This is a genomic window from Thermogemmatispora carboxidivorans (assembly GCF_000702505.1).
In the GTDB taxonomy this organism is placed as follows: Bacteria; Chloroflexota; Ktedonobacteria; order Ktedonobacterales; family Ktedonobacteraceae; genus Thermogemmatispora; species Thermogemmatispora carboxidivorans.
The window spans coordinates 3,502,398-3,519,471 of record NZ_JNIM01000001.1; the positions used below are offsets into that span (position 1 = coordinate 3,502,398).

The following is a 17,074-nucleotide window of genomic DNA, read 5'->3' on the forward strand; positions in this document are numbered from 1 at the left end:
CAACCAGCTTGCTGCCAGGTCGCGCGCCCGCGCTGGTCACTCCGAGGATGTCGAGCCAGGCGCCGGCGCTGGCTGCTGCTTTTCTGACCAGGCTTGCTTGTGCTCTTCCGCCTCATATACCTGCTGCAGCTGCTGATCACGTATCCTGGCTTTCTCTTCAAGGGCGGCCAGCCAGCGAAAGAAGAGCGGTGTCATGACGATCAGGTCTACGAGGCCCGGCACGAGTAACATGGCCCCAGCCGCTTCCTGGTCGCTGAGTGGGGCCATGCGTGGATGCGGCTGTCGGGCATAGATGGGGTAGAAGATGGCTCCCGAGAAGACCAGCAGGAAGGCAAAGATATCAATTGGCTGGCCATCGAGAAAGGCGTAGAGCATCTGGGCCGGGTAGCTGAGACGTCGCTTTTCGTCTACAGGACCGAGCAGCGGCCACCAGTTGAGGCAGGCTAGCAGCAAGAGGAAGATCAGGGCGAGATCATAGAGTAGGGCTTGCTCGCTGGTTATGAGATAGAGCGGCGGCAGATGCCAGAGAAGGAAGAAGCCGTTATAGAGGAGAGAGGCAGGAAAGGGGCGCGTCAGCCAGCGCAGCAGAGCAGGCCCGTTGGTCCGCTCCTGACTCTCGCGCAAGTGGAGCCGCCCAACCAGAGCAGTCGGCAGCGCGAGCAAAAGGAGAGGGGCGCAGATGGTGCTCAGGACGATCACCTGCAGCATATGCATGAGAAAGAGCTGGTTCCGGGCCAGGCGATCGATGGGAGTCACCAGCACCACGAGCATGGCGACAATGGCGAAGAGGAAGGCCAGCAGGCGCCAGCGCGCCTGGCCGGGGTGCTCCTCGGGCTGAGGTTGGGGCTGCCGCAGCTCCCGCCAGAGAGCTGGCAAGTAGCCCAGGCAGAGCAGCAGTGCAGCAATGAGCGCTGCCATGTGCCCCTGCTCAAGCAGAGTAATGATCGCTTGCATAAGCTGTCTCTCCGTGCGGTAAGGCTGTAAAATAGAATAGCTGTTCTCTACCAGAGACTATAGCGCATCCTGGCCAGAGAGCGTACGCTCTCTCTCTTCTGCTGCCTGAGCTGCCTGTCAGGTTGCTGCCATTCTCGCTCGCTAGCGGTATCGGTAGCAGGGGAAGAGAGGAGCAGCGACAGACAACTGATGAACAGAGAGAAGCCTGGAGGTACTGCTCAGCGATGTCCGCTGCGTCCTGGAGCGAATTTGAGTTGATTGCCCGTCTAACTGCCGGCCTACCCTTGGGCGAGGAGGTGGTCGTTGGCGTTGGAGACGATTGCGCCGTCCTCGATCTTGGTGGTTCGCGACTCTTACTGTTGACCTGCGATAGCCAGGTCGAGGGAGTGCATTTTACGCTGCGCACTTCCTCGCCGGAGGAGGTCGGGCACAAGGCCCTGGCCATCAATCTCAGCGATATCGCGGCAATGGGTGGTGAGCCGCGCTATGCCCTGGTCTCTTTGCATGTGCCGCGCCATTGCCCGCTGGAGGTCCTGGAGGGTCTCTATGCCGGCCTGCGCCAGGAGGCGACTGCCGCTCGGACCTTGATTGTCGGCGGCAACGTTAGCGGCACCGGGGCTGCGGAGACGCTGGCGCTCGATATCACCTTACTTGGAGAGAGCGAGCGCGGGCGGGTACTGACCCGCGCCGGCGCCCGCGCTGGCGATACGATCTTCGTGACCGGGTCGCCAGGCGATTCGGCGGCTGGCCTGTATTCGCTGCTCGATCCAGACCATCCTTATCCTCCGGCGGCCTGCGAGCGGCTACGCGCCGCCCATCGTGTGCCGAAACCTCGCCTGGCCGAGGGGCGCCTGCTGAGTCAGCTCGGCCCCCAGATTGTAACGGCCCTTATCGATGTGAGCGATGGTCTGAGCGGCGATCTGGGCCATATTTGTGAGCGCAGCGGCGTGGGAGCCTGCATCGAGGTAGCACGCCTGCCCATCTCAGCGGAGCTACGAGCGCTGGCCGCGACCCTGGGGCGGGACCCGCTTGCCTGGGTACTGCATGGCGGCGAGGACTATGAGCTCCTCTTTACGGTCGCGCCGGGCTACGAGGAGGCTGTCCAGGCTCGTTTCGCCGCCGCGGGCGCGGCTCCCATCACCCCCATCGGCCAGGTTACGGAGGCAGCCAGCGGCCTCCGCCTGCGCTGGCCAGACGGGCGGGAGGAGCCGCTGCCAGTACAGAGTTGGGATCACTTCGCCTCGCCCGGCCAGCACTAGCTAGGTCGCTTCCCCGCTCAGGCCCGCCGCAGCTCGCGCTGTCTTGACCTGCTCGGCGATAGCCCGCGCGGCAGCGGCGATGTCCTCAGCGGCGACAACGGCAGTGATTACGGCAACGCCACAGGCACCCGCCGCTATGACTTCTGGAGCCTTGGCCGCCGTAATTCCGCCAATGGCAACCAGCGGCACTCGATAGCGGGCGCCAATCGCTCGCAGCAGCTCTGGGCCGATGGCCGGGCCAGCATCGGCCTTGCCGCGCGTTGGATAGATCGGGCCCACACCCAGGTAGTCCGCTCCTTGCGCTACCGCTTGCGCGGCCTCTTCGAGACTGCCCGCCGAGACGCCGAGGATGCGCCCGGGGCCGAGCAACTTGCGCGCCAGGGCGGCAGGCATGTCATCCTGCCCCACGTGAGCGCCGTCGGCCTCCACCGCCAGAGCCACATCAATACGGTCGTTGACAATCAGCAAAGCTCCATGACGACGGGTCAGCTCGCGCAACGCCAGGCCCTCCTCGACCAGAGTGCGCGTGGTTGCCTGCTTATCGCGCAGTTGGATAATCGTGGCTCCACCAGCCAGGGCCGCCGTGGCCACGGTCAGCATGTCACGCCCCCGCGACCACTGGCGATCGGTCAGGACGTGCAAGGCGAGGCGCGGAACCAGCTCTTCGCTCGTCAAGCCACAGGGGAATAGCTCCGCCATCAGCCGATCACCTTCACTTTCTGTCCACGACGGATGGTCTCCTCGTCAAGAGCGGCAATGGCATCGATCAGGTGAGAGCGGAAGGTACCTGGGCCAGCTGCCTTCTGAGCAGCCAACTCACCAGCCAGGCCCAGGGCGACGAGAGCGGCGATGCTGGCCTTCCAGGCATCCGCTTCGACGGCAAGAAAGGCCGCTACCAGAGCGGTGGCCATGCAGCCGCTACCGGTGATACTGGCAAGCCGGGGATGGCCGTTGTCGACGTAGGCCAGGCGCCGACCATCGCTGATGATGTCGCGCGCTCCAGTGATTGTCACGCAACAGTTAAACTGGCGCGCCGCCCGCTGGGCGACGCTTTCCCGCTCCTCGGATAGCGAGATCGACTCGACGCCGCGCGTTTCGCCCTCCACACCCAGCAAGGCCCCGATCTCGGAGGCGTTGCCGCGCAGAGCCGCAATGCGCAGCTCCCGCAGCAAGCGCAGGGCGCTCTCGGTGCGCAGGTGTGTGGCCCCGGCACCGACGGGATCAAGGACAATGGGGATCTGACGCTCGTTGGCTCTCCGTCCCGCCAGGAGCATGGCCTCAATCTGCTCCGGGGTGAGGGTGCCAATGTTGAGCACCAGAGCACCGGCAAGATTGACCATCTCTTCCACTTCTTCGCGCGCATGGGCCATCACTGGCAAGGCCCCTATGGCCAGCGTGACGTTGGCGGTGTCATTCATGACAACCATATTGGTAATGTGATGCACCAGAGGCTTACGGGTCCGAATGGCTCCTACCAGGGACGCCAGCCCTTCTCGCTCCTGTGCCCCGGTATATTCATCTTCTTGTCGCTGCATCAGCGTACCTCTTCCTTTTCCTTCTTGCTCTGCTTCCACTGCCAGAAGTGTTCGGTAGGCCCATGACCGCGCCCAAGACCTGGAGCCTGCCGAATAGCCTCGGTCACATAGCGTTTGGCTTCTGCCACGGCCTCTGCTACGGAGAGGCCCCGCGCCAGGAAGGCGGTGATGGCCGCCGAGAAGGTGCAACCGGTGCCGTGGGTATGGCGCGTCTCGATGCGCTCGGCACGCAATTCGCTGAAGCCGGTCCCGTCAAAATAGACGTCGATCGGGGCATCGAGGCGATGGCCTCCTTTGACAACCACGTGGCGCGCTCCGAGATCGTGAATGGCCCGGGCCGCCTCGCGCATCTCCTCTAGCGTCTCGATGTGCCGCCCAGTGAGCATCTCGGCCTCCGGCAGATTGGGCGTCACAACCTCCGCCAGAGGGAGCAGGACACCGCGCAGGGCCGCGACGGCCTCGGGCTGCAGCAGCGGGTCCCCGCTTTTGGCCGCCATAACAGGATCAACAACCAGACGCAGTTTCCAGTGAGCGACGCTGCGGGCGACAACTTCAATAATGGGGGCCGTCGCCAGCATGCCGGTCTTGGCAGCGTCGGCACCGATGTCTTCGAGCACGGCATCGATCTGGGCCTCCACCAGCTCCGGCGGCAGCTCGAAGGCGGCCCGCACTCCCAACGTGTTCTGGGCTGTGATGGCCGTGATGGCCGTGAGACCATAGACCTCCAGGGCGGCAAAGGTCTTGAGGTCGGCCTGAATGCCAGCCCCAGCGGAGGAATCCGAGCCGGCAATGGTCAACGCCCGTGGGTGTCGTTGCTCCTCACTCATAATCTCCCTCGCGCTTCTTTTGTCTTGATCATGCTTTCATACTCCGAAGGCACTCTCTGCCGTTAGCGCTCAGGCTGGCCACTGCTCTTGCCGCCAGGCCATTTCCCAGAAGAGCCATTCATAGCAGGTGCTGATGCGAAAGATCTCGTAGAGACGGGCCACGGCCTCCGCCGGCAGACGCTCAGCGTGCAGATCCAGGCGCTCGCGCAGCCAGCGCCCTACGGCATCGAATTCGGGATCGGCGTAGGTGCGCAGCCAATCGGCATAGGGATGCTCGGGAGCCGGCAGCTTGTTGCCTGTGAGATGGGTACCCACCTCGGCGTAGATCCAGGCACAGGGCAGCATGGAGGCGATGATCTCGGGAAGGGTCCCACTGGTGGCAACCGTCAGCAGATGGCGGGTGTAGGCGTAGTTAGTAGGCGCCATCGGCGTGGCTGCCATCTGCTCAGGCGTCAAGCCAAAGCGCTCGCCGTAACGGCGGTGCAGCTCCTGCTCGACGACGAGAGTGTTGAGCAGGAGACGGCCAAACTGCTCGATCTCAGCGTGATCCTCGCTGCGGGTCGCGGCAAAGGCGAAGCATTTGGCAAGGACGTCGAGAAAGAGGGCATCTTGCCGAATATAAAACTCGAAATTAGCCCGCGGTAGGGAACCGTCACCAAGGGCGACCACAAAGGGATGTTGCAGCTGGCGCTGCCACAGAGGGAGAACACTCTCACGCAGACGCGCGGAGAGACCGTTTCCCGCAGGCGTCGTGGTGGTTTCAGCGGCAGACATGACGACCTGACCTCCAGAAGGCGAACCGATCACGCAGGGGGAGAGCGTTCAGGCCAGGAATCGCCAATGAGGGGATGAATGGAGGAGAAGAAAACTATGACGGCTGCTGCCAGGGCCACAGTTTTCCAGATCACCCGCGTTCCCTTCGCTGGCATTACCCAGATCAGGTCGGTTCAGGGTCCCCCACACACTCCGGTGGTGTTCTCAGCCTGGCTGCACCAAGCTCCCCTAGCGAGTACAGATGCGTCGCCGAACGAGACGATCGCTCGCTCCAGGCGCAATCTCGGCCTTTGTCTCTTGCGCCTGGACCTTCCTCTTGCTGGCAGATGGCAACCAACCCGGTTCTTCGCTGTAGGCAGGCACACAGGCCAGCGGAACAGCTCACACTAACCGCCGCAGCAAGCACCGATCATCTTGACGCTTCTTCCACCGCCAATTATAGCCAAGCAGCAGCGAAAGTGCAATGCCGCCTTCTGGTGGCACTGGTTTCGCTTGGCAGCTTACCCACTATGACGGCATCAGTGGCCTGGGTGTGCTTGCCGGTTGCTGCTGTCGCCAATCGACCTCGTTGACGCAACCGCCTTTGATGGTCACCGTACCCGCCGCCTGGCCATCGAGGTTCCACAGGGTATAGATGCCGGCGGGCAGAGCCGCAAAGACGGCGGCGAAGAGCTGCTTGCCGTTGAAGTGTCGCTCCAATACTGCTGTGTGGGTACGCCGCTGCGGCTCCTGCACGGGACTCACCTCGATCTCTTGGCCGCGCAGCTCGGGATCAGTATAGAGGACCAGAGCCCCAACTTCGCCGCCAATCTCCAGCACCACTGGTTCGCTATGAACACGCTCAAAAAAAGACTGACTTTCCTCCATCTCTTCTCACCATCCCTCCCATCATCATTGCTATGGTGGATCTGTCACCAGTTACTGCGCTGACAGTGCCATGCTGTGGACCAGCCGGGCGCCTGGCTCGCCCGGCTCAGCCGAGCCATGAGGCTAGCCCCGGCTGCTGGCACAGGACAAGATGGGCGGCCAGCCACGCTCGGCGCCCGGCAGGCTGACCGGGGCCTCTCCCGGGCGGACCGCCCTGGCTTTCAGCTCGCCGGAACATCAAAGCCACTCTTGGGTGTGGCTAAATAAGGAAAGTGCTTTAAGTAGTTGGTACGCGGGGAAACACCGCCCGTGAGCTTGGAGACAGCGGCATCAGGCATGTACTGGTGATCAACGAGCGGATAGGTGGCGCCGGCCACGGCCCGCAGCTCAATGGTCACTACGTCGTCGAAGACGCGCCGCCCATTGGGGAAGCCGGCCAGGTCACCGCCGAGAATACCAAAGACGCTCGGCTTGCTGGCTGGCGGAATGGCCACATTCAGTCGCAGGAGGTCAGCGGGCTTCGGGCCGGTGAAGTTCTGGAAGCCGTCAATGAGGCCAGCAGGAATGCCTGTGAGCAGAATGGCTACCAGGTCGGCTCGCGGCGCCGTCAGTGCCTGCAGGTGAGGGAAGACACCAGGATAGAGGACGGGCAGCAGACGCGCTACTTCTGGATGCTCAACGTATTTGACAAAGGCAGTGTCATCTTTCGGGGCCAGGCGATTCCAGAGGTTTTTCTTGCCCAGGGGGACAATGACCTCGTTAAAGAGAGGATTACCCAGGCGCGAGACCTGCACCCAGGGTCCCGTATGGGTCGGCTCCTGCCCGCTATCGTGCAGGGTCACTTTCTGGCGACTGGCCGAGGCCCAGACCCCAATGACGGAGTGCGGGTTTTTATGATCGGTGGCCGCATAGCCCTCACGGGTCAGGCTGGATTTGGGCACCTGCAGCGCGATGCTGTGCACATTCAGATCTTTGGTAGCATCGACCCCCGGCTGCGGAGGCCGTGGGAAGAGATGCAGATTCTGTAACGGGCGAATGTCGAGCAGATCGAAAATAGCGCCCAGGTCGACATAGAAGCCTTCGTTGCGCTGACCGGCGAAGACCTGACCCCCACCCGGCAACTGATGAATGGCCGCTTTAGCCAGCTCTTCGTAGTTGGGGGTCGAGAGTGGCCCAATGTTGCAGGGCGGACAAGCCAGGTGGCGCCCCAGCACTCTGGTGGTGCCGCCCTCTTCGACGCGCGTCACCGTGTAGAACTGGCGCCGGTTCCAGTTGGGGCTGTCGAGCGCAGTGATTGGCCCCGTATTGTAGAGAAAGGTATCGGGATTGCGCACCTCCGTCTCAAAGCGAAATTGATAGGTGATATCGGCCAGAGCGTCACCATCGTTGTCAATGTGGATCTCGTAGAGGACGTCGTCGCCAAACTCGTAAAAGTTGGGGCCTCCGGCTGGCTCCTGAAGTGGAATGTAGTTGGCGATCAGCGTGACTGTCTCTGGCCTGTCTGGGCTGACAAAGGCATAGACGTCAGTGTTGTCAGCAACCGGATCTTTGGCAATCTCTGGGGCTTCGCGATGCGATGACATTGACCTTACCTCTCCTTCCTCTGCCACATGCAGGCGATAATCATGGCTGCGCGGCCCTCTTGAGGAGATGGGCGACCAGCTGCGGATCACGATAGGTGATCTCACGTGTGCCAGTCAGGATGCTCACCTCTCCCGTGCTCCGCTGGCGTACATGCAGCACCAGGGGCTCGGCGTTCTCTGAGACAGAGGCCAGGTCGGGAGCTGCTGCCCGGTCTGCGCCTACGACACCGGCTGCTGCTGGCTGCGCTTCGACCGGCTGCGCCACAGCAAAGGCCCCGACCAGGGCGCTTCCGGTGGCCACGCCGACGGAGGTCCGCTTGAGAAAACTGCGCCTTGTCATTCGCGGCATGGTTATCTCCTCACTTTGCCTTGCTGGTTCGTTCGGTTCGACCCCGCTGAGCGCCCGCTCCTCATAACTTGCTATCGTCATGAGGAGCAGGTAACAGCTCGTGCATATAACCGCTTCGCCTTTGAAGCCGGTTTGGTCTTTACCTCAGTATAGGGAGGGGCAGAATTCATCTCTATCAAGTAAGTGCCTCTCCTAACGGCATACTGGCACAGATGCGCTCGCTGAGCGACGGTAGCCAGCGCTCGAGCAGGAAGAGCAGACGGAGAGACCCAGCTAGAACCCGCTGCCTCTGACCAGCAGCAACGGCTCGCAAGAGCAGCTCTGCACAGCGTCCGGCCTCCATCTTCGTTCCATGCTCGTGCCAGCGCGGTAGGCGCTCTGGCGAGAGCTGCTGGCCTGCTCCGGTCGCCGTTGGCCCTGGGTAGATAGTGAGCAGACGGACACCGCTACGCCGGTACTCACGACGTAGCCCCGTCAACAGGGCATCACCAGCCGCCTTGCTGGCCGCATAGGCACTCGCCCAGGGAAAAGCCAGACGCGCCATCGGCGAGGAGACACTGACGATTGTCCCCTTTTCCTGCTGCTGCTCCATCAGGGGCAGAAGCTGCTGCAAGAGGAAGAAGAGACCGTAGAAATTGGTGGCCATCATCTCTTCCAGCTCCGCCCTGCTGATCGCCTTCAGCGGCCCGAGATACTCAATGCCGGCACAGTAGATGGCCAGATCAATGCGCCCCGTACGCTCCCAGACCCAGCTCAGCAGGTCCACCACCTGCTGACAATCGCGTACATCGATGGGACGAGTCAGAAGCCGGGCCGACACCCCCGCCTCACGCTCCAGCATAGCCAGGCGCTCCGGCGAGCGCGCCGCGGCGATCACCTGCGCGTCAGCGGCCAGCAGCCGGCGGACCAGGGCCGCGCCGATTCCTCCGCTGGCCCCCAAGACCAGCACGACCTTGCCTCGGAAGCTCGGCTTTTCCATGTCGCTTCTCCTTCCCAATCAACGGCCAGCAGCCAGGTCTAGCGGCCAGGCCAGCAGGCCGAAAGAAAGCACCAAGGCCCCAATGGAGAGCAGCACCAGCTCACGCCGCTCGCGCGCCCCGATGGCACTTCCCCCTTCGCCGGCGGCACCTTTCTCACGCCGCTGCCTCTCAAGCCAGTGCAGACGACGATCGATCGAGAGTTTGCGCAGGAGCGCCAGGGCACACAAAGCCGCCCCCGCACTCAGTAGGAGGTACTGGCCCTGGCCACTGAGCAGGGCCTGCCAGACAAACAGCCCAAGGAGGAGCAGCGCACAGCACAGCGCCAGCCCATTGAAACGGCCCCATATCTGCAAGCGCAACCGATCGCTCAGCTTGACCTCCAGAGCGGAACCGGCTTCCCTGAGCACGCGCAGCAGGGGCGGACGCACACAGACAGCCATGATCAGGCTCCCACCGGCCAGGATAGCCAGCAGGAGCCGTTCAACGAGGACCAGCCACAAGGTCATCTCAACACCTCATTAACATCGTTAACAAAAAGAACAAAGTTCACCATACTTCAAAAAAAATTAGCGTGCGGGAGCCTGTTCCCAGGAGCGCAGCAGATCGCGCACGGCCCGCGTCAGGAGTTGCTTAGCGCGGGGAGGGCCGCCGTAGATCAGGTGGGCCAGGGCGAGGCTCACCAGGCCATGCAAGGTTGCCCAGAGGATATCGACGGCGTCATCCAGGTTGCGCAAGGTCACGGAGCGGGCCAGGCTCCAGTCTGCCAGAGCCGACCGCACCAGGGCAAAGGTAGCTTTGGCCTCTTGCACGTTGTGCAAGCCGCCCTGACGCAGGCTAAACATCAGCTCATAGAGCGTCTGATTGCGCCAGACGAAGCCCCAATAAGCTGTAGCAATATGGAGCAGCCGCTCCTCGGGGTCCAGCACCCCAGCGACAGCCCGGCGTAGCTCCTCCAGCAGCTGGGCAAAGCCCTGCACCAGCAGCGTTTCTAGAATGGCCTCCTTATCCTCGAAATACTTATAGAGTGCGGAGGGGCTATACTCGATGCGCTCAGCCACCCGACGCACCGTCACAGCTTGCCAGCCCTCCTGCGTCGCAATCATCAGCGCCGCCTCCATAATCGCCTGGCGCATGGCCTCGCGCTCGCGCTCCCGCCTCTCCTTGCTGCCCACGCTGCGCCCTCCTTTCTTCTTTCACCAGGAAAGATAAACTAAGTTCACCAAAAAGTCAAGCGTTCTCTTTCAGAAGGATGGCGATCGACAAAATTGCAGGGCCCCTGCGGCTAACGGCAGCTCGCCGCTCCTGCAGGGGCCTTGTACGGCGGGAGGAGAGCTGATCAGCTTCGAATGGGGGATGTTCCAGGCTCCTGGCTCTCCTTGATTGCAGGCACCCGCCCAGTCATTGGTTCTGCCAGTCCCATTCCTTCAGCTCTCCTGGACGGACGGCAAGAGCACAGCGGCCAGCAATTGGCCCTCGACCAGGCGCTGGGCGGGTCCGCTGCGGCCCAGCAGGGGGATTTCCTGAGCGTATAGGACCCGCGTCTGTTCGCCTCTGTTCGCTCCTTCTGGGCGCCAGACGAAGAGCAGCTGATCCGTGGGCTGAACCAGCAGCGTTGTCAGCAGCTGATCGCCCGGAACGAGCGTCAGGCTGGCCACGCCTGCTGTTGCTCGTCCGCGCAAGGGCAGCTCCTCCAAGGCCAGCCGCTTCGCGTAGCCTTGCTCGCTGAGGAGGAGCAGGGCGATCTCTGTCGACACTCCTCCTGGCTGCTCCGGCTGCAGGCAGGCCGCGCTCACCAGGCGCGAGCCAGCGGCCAGAGTCATGGCCATCACTCCCTGACCACCGCGGCCCTGGGAGCGCAGACTCTCATCGGCAAAGCGCAGGGTCTGCCCGCTATCGCTACTCACCAGATACTCGCCGCCTGCCCGGACCACCAGGGCCGCAGCCACCGCGTCGCCTTCCGCCAGCTTCATATCTTGCAAGCCCTCTTCATCTACTGTGCGATACTCGCTCAGCGGTGACTTCTTCACCTTCCCCTGGCGGCTAAAGGTCACCAGATAGCGATCTTCCTCGTGTGCCGCTAGCGCGAAGAGCGCCACTGGCTCCTCTTCTGGATTGAGGGCCAGCAAACGAGCCAGTGGCTCACCGCGGGCCGAGCGCGTTGCCTGTGGCAGACGGAAAGCCGGCACCTGGAAGACGCGCCCACTGGAGGCAACGCAGAGCACAGCATCCTGTGAGTAGCCTGGTAGGATCTGGCGCAGCTGCTCGTCGCCACGCACCGGCCCATAACGCTCCGTCGAGCGCGCGCCATAGGTCCCAGGCGGCAGAGCCTTTACCGCCGCCGCGCGCGTCAGCACCAGCGTCAGGGGTGTCCGCTCATAGAGGGGCAGCACTTCGCGCACCGGCTCATCTACGCGCGCCTGGGCGTCCACGACCGTGCGGCGCCCATCGCCGAAGCGACGGATCAACTGCTGCATCTCTCGCTTGAGTTGCGTCACCAGTGCTCTTCGATCGTTCAAAAGGTGCTCCAGCTCAGCCACCCGCGCCTGCAGCTCTTCGCGCTCACGAATGTACTTCTGGGCGTCCAGGCGCGTCACCTGGGAGAGCGTCATCCCGGCGATCACCTCCGACTGGGCCGCCGTCAGCTGATAGCGCTCCTCGATGGCCCGGCGCGCCGCCGCCCGATCCTCGGCCTGCTGAAAGAGGCGCACGATCTCCTGAGCGTTGGCTGCGCCGATGATCAGTCCCTCCAAAACGTGCAAGCGCTCGCGGGCCTTGCGCAGCTGAAACTGCGCGCGGCGTGTCAGCACGTCGATCTGATGGGCATTCCAATAGTTGAGCAGCTCCAGCATGCCCACCTGGCGCGGCTGGCGCGCCGGCTGCATCGGCTCCCCGAAGAGAAAGACCATTTGGAAGGAGAGCGACACTTGCAGATCGGTCTCCTGATACAACTGCGTCAGCACGCGCGCCGGATCGGCATCTCTTCGCAGATCAAGGACAATGCGCGTGCCCTTCTCAGCGTCGCTCTCATCGCGCACATCGGGCAGCAGCCCCTCAACGCGCCCGGCATTGATGGCCTCAGCAATGGAGACCTTTACTCGATCGCGTCCCACCGGCGGAATCTGCACAACCACCAGCGAGCGGCTGCGGGGCGTCTCCTCAAGCCGTACCTCGGCTCGGATCACGATGCGTCCCTTGCCAGTGGTGAAGTAATCGCGAATGCCATCCAGGCCGATCACCCGCCCACCCTGGGAGAAATCTGGTCCCTGGATGATCGCCATCAGCTGCTCGACGCTCATTTCGGGCTGATCAAGCAGGGCGATACAGGCTCGCAGGACCTCGGCCAGATTATGGGGCGGAATATTGGTCGCCAGGCCAACGGCGATACCGCTGGAAGGATTAATCACGGGCGGCAGGCGCCCGGGCAAATAATCCGGCTCCAGGACCTTGGGGTCCTGCTTATAGGTCGGGTGCAGCGGCACCGTCTCGCACTCCAGATCGGCCATCAAGGCTTCGGCCAGCGGCGAGAGGCGCATCTCTGTATAGCGGTAGGCCGCGGGGGCATCGCCATCCTCGCTGCCCATATTCCCCTGGCCCTCGATCAAGGGATAGCGCATCGTAAAAGGCTGGGCCAGGCGCACGGCGGCCTCATAGACCGAGGCATCGCCATGCGGATGGTAGTTCCCCAGAATCAGCCCCACCACCTCAGCGCTCTTGACCGTCGGGCGGTCCGAGCGATAGCCGGCCTCGCGCATCCCGGTCAGAATACGGCGCTGCACCGGCTTGAGACCATCGCGGGCATCCGGCAGCGCGCGATCGGTCACCACCGACAGCCCGTAGGTGGCGAAGGCGCGCGCCAGCAGGACCGCGAAATCTTCCTCACGAATCGTCCCCTGCTCAACCGAACGATCAGACATGCGTGCCATACGTCTGCCTATCCTTTGCTCTGTCTCCGTCATCGACCGGTCCCTGTCTTCCTACCGCTAGACATCGATCTCTCTGATCTTGCGCGCGTGCTCAGCCAGAAAGCTGCGACGAGCCTCGGCATTGCGATCCTCCATCAATTCGGCCACCAGCTTCGAGGCCAGGACCGCATCTTCCAGCGTCACGCGCTTGAGCGTGCGCTGCGCCGGATCGAAGGTTGTATCCCGCAACTCCCGGGGATTCATCTCCCCCAATCCCTTATAGCGCTTGAACTCCAGGCCCTGAGCTTCGGGATGGGTCGCCAGAAATTGCTGACGCGCCTCGTCGTCGAGCAGCCAGACGACGCGCCCCCTATAGCGCACCGAGTAGAGCGGCGGGCAGGCAATGTAAACATGGCCACGCTCGATCAGCTCGCTAAACTCCTGATGGAACAGCGTCAGCAGCAGGCACTGAATATGCAAGCCATCGACATCGGCATCGGTCGCAATGATGATGCGCTGGAAGCGCAGCCTGGTAATATCGAAGGCATCGCGCGTCCCCGTGCCGAGGACATTAATGATGGTGCGAATCTCCTCGTTGCGGAGAATGCGCTCCAGATCGGCCTTGGCCACATTCAGGGGCTTCCCTTTCAGCTTGAGCACGGCCTGGTACTCCGAGAAGCGCCCCTGACCAGCGCTCCCTCCAGCGGAATCCCCCTCGACAATGAAGAGTTCAGCCCGCGCAGGATCGTTGGTATTACACTTGAGAAACTTGCGCGAAAGCGAGGTATCGATAAGTTCGCCATTCTTCTTCTCGCCGCTGCGCGCCAGCTCCTCGACCAGCTGAGCTTCGTTGCGAGCCTTTTGCATTTGTTGGATCTTCTTGATCCACTCTTTGCCGGCAGCAGAATTGCGCTCAAACCACTCCTTCAGTCCCTCATCGACGATCGAGCGCACAATGCCCTCAACCGGGGCATTGTTGAGGCGGTCCTTGGTCTGACCCTGAAACTGGGGGTTGCTGAGCTTGACCGAGATGACCGCATTGAGACCTTGTTGAATGACCTCGGGGCGGAAGCCCTCCTTGTCGCGGCTCTTGATGATCCCCCATTTGAGGGCGTAGTCATGGACCACGCGCGTCAGGGCCGCTTTGAAGCCAGTTTCATGGACGCCACCATCGCGCGTGCGCACGGCATTGGCGTAACTGAAGAGCGTCGTTTTAAAGCCGGTCGTCGGCTGTAGGGCTACCTCCACCTGGACGCCATCGCGCTCACCGGCAATGGCAATCACCTGCTTGAAGAGCGGCTGGCCACCCGCAGCACCCCCGGCGGCCAGGTCGCGCACGTAATCGGGCAGGCCCTCACGCGAATAAAAGAGATAGTTCACCTGCTGCCCACTGCTCTCATCCCAGAGATCGAGATGGAAAGCCACCCCGCGATTGAGATAGGCAGCGGCCTTCAACCGACTCTGGACCGCTTCGGGAGCGTAGTAGGCATCGGCGTCGAAGATGCTCCGGTCGTAGAGCCAGCAGAGCTGCGTCCCATGCAAGCGCGGATCACATGGAGTGATCTCATGGGGAAGCGCCAGGCCACGCTGGAAGCGCTGGCGAAACTGCTGTCCGTTGCGCCAGATGGTCAATTCCAGCTCTTCGGAGAGGGCATTAATCACGGTGGCCCCGACTCCGTGCAGGCCGCCAGCGGTCTTGTAGGCCCCTTCGGCAAATTTGCCGCCCGAGTGCGGCACGGTCATAATGACGGTCGCCGCCGGCAGCGTTCGGCCCTGATAGGTCATGGGATCAAAGGGCATGCCGCGCCCCTCGTCGCGCACCATCACCCGGCCATCGCGCTCGATGCGTACCCAGATATGGCGCCCATAGCCAGCCACGGCCTCATCTACAGCGTTATCGAGAGCCTCCCAGAGCAGATGCAACAGCCCAGAGGTTGAGGTCGAACCAATGTACATGCCAGGCCGATGACGAATAGCCGTCAGCCCTTCCAGCACCTGGATATTTGCCGCCGAGTAGCCAGCCGGATCACCGCCAGCCGAGCCTTCCCTGCTCCTTCCTCGGCCCCGCCCACGCCGCTCCCCATCCTGAAACGCTCCCTCCTGCTCTTCGACCTGCTCCGCCCGCGCGCCCGACGCTGGTTGCAGCTGCTCCTCGGTTTCTGTGTCAACTGTACCTACTGAAAAAAGTGAAAGTTGTCCGTCTATTCCTACAGGTTCCCCTGTAGGAACAGCGCTAGCCCGGGGGGAACGAGTCATCTGAGAAAGTTCCTCTCTTGCCTTTGCTGTTCTTGCCGAGACAGGATACAGCCTTGTTTGGGGAAAGTCAAGGGGGTTTTGGACCAAAAGTTCTAGCTCCCCTCCCCCCAGCCTTCGCCCGCTTCCCGGCACCAGTCTAGAAGAGGTGAAGGGAGAGCGGTTCCCGGTAAGAGCGGGGAAAGCAATGAGCACAGTCAGTACGATCAGCAGGTTGATTGAAATTTTGACCGTCATTGATTATAATCGTTTTACATTTAAAAGGGTGTCGCATTATGCCTGGCGACTCGCGCCAAGCGAGCTGTTCCCGGGCGAGGGCGGCAGAGCCGAGCATTGTGAGATTGATTACGGGAAGGACGGAAGGAACGTATGGCACGTCCAGCCAAGCGAGTATCTCCTGACACGCTAGGAGGGCGTATCCGCGCAGCACGGCAGAGCCTACGCCTCTCGCTGGCGGATGTCGCTGACGGTCGCTACAGTACCAGCCTGATCTCTCAAATCGAGCGCAACCGCGTCGAGCCTTCACCGGAGAGCCTGAGCTTCCTGGCCGAGCGGCTGAATCTGCCCCTGGACGATTTGATGGCCCTGGTCCAGCAGCAGCGGGAGTCAGAGGCCGAGGCCAATCGCTACAAGGAAAACGAGGAAAAACTGAATCACGCTCTTCGCTTGCTAGAGAGCAAACATGTGAAAGCAGCGATGGAATTGGTTATGACCATCAATATCGAGCATGCTCCTCCCTCGTTGCGCTGGCGGCTCTATGCTCTTAGGGGACAGTGCTTCTTTAGCCTGCGTCAGTTCGTGGAGGCCCAGCGGCAGTTTTTCCAGGCTGCCGCTCTGCGCCCCGAGCGGATTCCAACGGAGCAGGTGCATGAGGCTACCTTGCTCCATCTGCATCTGGCCGCTACCTGCCGTGAGCTGGGCTATCTCGACCTGGCCAACGATCACTATGAGACGGTGCTGAAGCTGATGCAACCAGAAACCCCCATCCACTACGTGGCCGAAGCTCACTGGGGGATCGCTCTGGTTTCGTTCGAGCGCGCCGATACCCACCGCGATGATCAGCAGTGGCCCGCTGAGTCCGAGCGACTGAAGTACCGCGCCCTCCACCATGCCGAGAACGCTCGTACGCTTTATCGCTCGATCGGCGATGAGATCAACGAGAGCTTACTGAGCTGCGAAATCGCGCTGATCTACCAGGGCCTGGGCCGTCTCGATGAGGCTCGCGCCTGTCTGCGTGAGGTACTGGAGAAGTGGCAGCCGCAAGTGGCCGCGACCCCACCCACAGCGAAGAATAGCCTGGAGGAGCGCCGTCAGAAGCGCGAGGCTAATGTGGTGGCGGCGGCAGCGGCCTATCTGGCGAGCCTTGAGCTGCAGTGTCAGCATTATGAGCTGGCCCTGGAGTACGTTCGCCAGGCTCACGAGGCGGCACGCAAAAGCTATACGCTGCGCCGCGCAGAGGCCTATCTGATCGAGGGCCAGATCCTTGAGGCATTAGAGCAAGAGCAGAATAGACCGATCAGCGGCGAGTCCGGGGCCGAGCGAGCTTTTCGCGCGGCTATCGAGGAGCTGAAGCCTACCGATCGTATGGCGGCCCTGATCCATGCTCACGATCTGCTGGGACGCCACTTGTTGAAGCGCGGCAGAATTAAGGAGGGCGAGTACGAGCTGGATGTGGCGCGTGCTCTGGCCCAGACACGCCGTCAGTGGCAGGAGCTGCTGGCGATCACCGATGAGCTGTGAGTAGGGCACGGCGCCAGGGGGAGATCCTCCGGCACCGCTCAACGCTCACTG

General features: G+C 62.3%; 15 protein-coding genes. 2 read left to right on the top strand and 13 right to left on the bottom strand.

Annotation, left to right across the window (positions count from 1 at the left end):
* Positions 1–36 precede the first annotated feature (36 nt).
* A complete protein-coding gene (locus N688_RS13705) occupies positions 37–954 on the bottom strand; it encodes a cytochrome c oxidase assembly protein (RefSeq protein WP_052889806.1) in 918 nt (305 codons plus the stop codon).
* 224 nt (positions 955–1,178) lie between these two features.
* Here N688_RS13705 and thiL point away from each other — a divergent pair, with 224 nt between their 5' ends.
* Complete coding sequence (gene thiL, locus N688_RS13710; protein ID WP_052889807.1) at positions 1,179–2,213, top strand: thiamine-phosphate kinase; 1,035 nt, start codon at positions 1,179–1,181, stop codon at positions 2,211–2,213.
* On the opposite strand, the gene thiE is transcribed toward thiL, so the two are convergent.
* From thiE to N688_RS13775, 12 genes are all read right to left on the bottom strand, one after another.
* On the bottom strand, positions 2,214–2,912 hold the full coding sequence (thiE, locus tag N688_RS13715; protein ID WP_052889808.1) for a thiamine phosphate synthase: 699 nt from the start codon (positions 2,910–2,912) through the stop codon (positions 2,214–2,216). It abuts the gene before it with no gap.
* Entirely contained in the window at positions 2,912–3,748 is an 837-nt protein-coding gene (gene thiM, locus N688_RS13720; RefSeq protein ID WP_052889809.1) for a hydroxyethylthiazole kinase, read from the bottom strand. The genes thiE and thiM overlap by 1 nt, the downstream gene beginning before the upstream one ends.
* Positions 3,748–4,575 (bottom strand): bifunctional hydroxymethylpyrimidine kinase/phosphomethylpyrimidine kinase, encoded by an 828-nt coding sequence (gene thiD / locus N688_RS13725; protein ID WP_052889810.1) that lies wholly within the window; start codon positions 4,573–4,575, stop codon positions 3,748–3,750. The genes thiM and thiD overlap by 1 nt, the downstream gene beginning before the upstream one ends.
* A 69-nt stretch (positions 4,576–4,644) precedes the next feature.
* Positions 4,645–5,349 carry a thiaminase II gene (gene tenA, locus N688_RS13730; RefSeq protein WP_081838838.1) on the bottom strand — a complete coding sequence of 235 codons (705 nt, stop codon included), beginning with the start codon at positions 5,347–5,349 and terminating at the stop codon, positions 4,645–4,647.
* 507 nt (positions 5,350–5,856) lie between these two features.
* Positions 5,857–6,216, bottom strand: coding sequence for a hypothetical protein (locus N688_RS13740; protein ID WP_052889812.1), 360 nt, complete (start codon positions 6,214–6,216; stop codon positions 5,857–5,859).
* Between the two features lie 221 nt (positions 6,217–6,437).
* Positions 6,438–7,799 (bottom strand): DUF4331 domain-containing protein, encoded by a 1,362-nt coding sequence (locus N688_RS13745; protein WP_052889813.1) that lies wholly within the window; start codon positions 7,797–7,799, stop codon positions 6,438–6,440.
* A gap of 40 nt (positions 7,800–7,839) precedes the next feature.
* Positions 7,840–8,148: a twin-arginine translocation signal domain-containing protein gene (locus tag N688_RS13750; protein ID WP_162179561.1), complete on the bottom strand. Its 309-nt coding sequence runs from the start codon at positions 8,146–8,148 to the stop codon at positions 7,840–7,842.
* A gap of 175 nt (positions 8,149–8,323) precedes the next feature.
* A complete protein-coding gene (locus N688_RS13755) occupies positions 8,324–9,127 on the bottom strand; it encodes an SDR family NAD(P)-dependent oxidoreductase (RefSeq protein WP_052889815.1) in 804 nt (267 codons plus the stop codon).
* An 18-nt stretch (positions 9,128–9,145) separates the two neighbouring features.
* The gene (locus tag N688_RS13760) at positions 9,146–9,634 is read right to left on the bottom strand and encodes a hypothetical protein (RefSeq protein ID WP_052889816.1); all 489 of its coding nucleotides are present in this window, start codon (positions 9,632–9,634) and stop codon (positions 9,146–9,148) included.
* 60 nt (positions 9,635–9,694) lie between these two features.
* Positions 9,695–10,300: a TetR/AcrR family transcriptional regulator gene (locus N688_RS13765; RefSeq protein ID WP_052889817.1), complete on the bottom strand. Its 606-nt coding sequence runs from the start codon at positions 10,298–10,300 to the stop codon at positions 9,695–9,697.
* 252 nt (positions 10,301–10,552) lie between these two features.
* Complete coding sequence (locus N688_RS13770; protein WP_052889818.1) at positions 10,553–13,051, bottom strand: DNA gyrase/topoisomerase IV subunit A; 2,499 nt, start codon at positions 13,049–13,051, stop codon at positions 10,553–10,555.
* A 57-nt stretch (positions 13,052–13,108) separates the two neighbouring features.
* Complete coding sequence (locus N688_RS13775; protein WP_081838840.1) at positions 13,109–15,286, bottom strand: DNA gyrase/topoisomerase IV subunit B; 2,178 nt, start codon at positions 15,284–15,286, stop codon at positions 13,109–13,111.
* 366 nt (positions 15,287–15,652) lie between these two features.
* Here N688_RS13775 and N688_RS13780 point away from each other — a divergent pair, with 366 nt between their 5' ends.
* The gene (locus N688_RS13780) at positions 15,653–17,023 is read left to right on the top strand and encodes a helix-turn-helix domain-containing protein (RefSeq protein ID WP_052889819.1); all 1,371 of its coding nucleotides are present in this window, start codon (positions 15,653–15,655) and stop codon (positions 17,021–17,023) included.
* Positions 17,024–17,074: the final 51 nt, after the last annotated feature.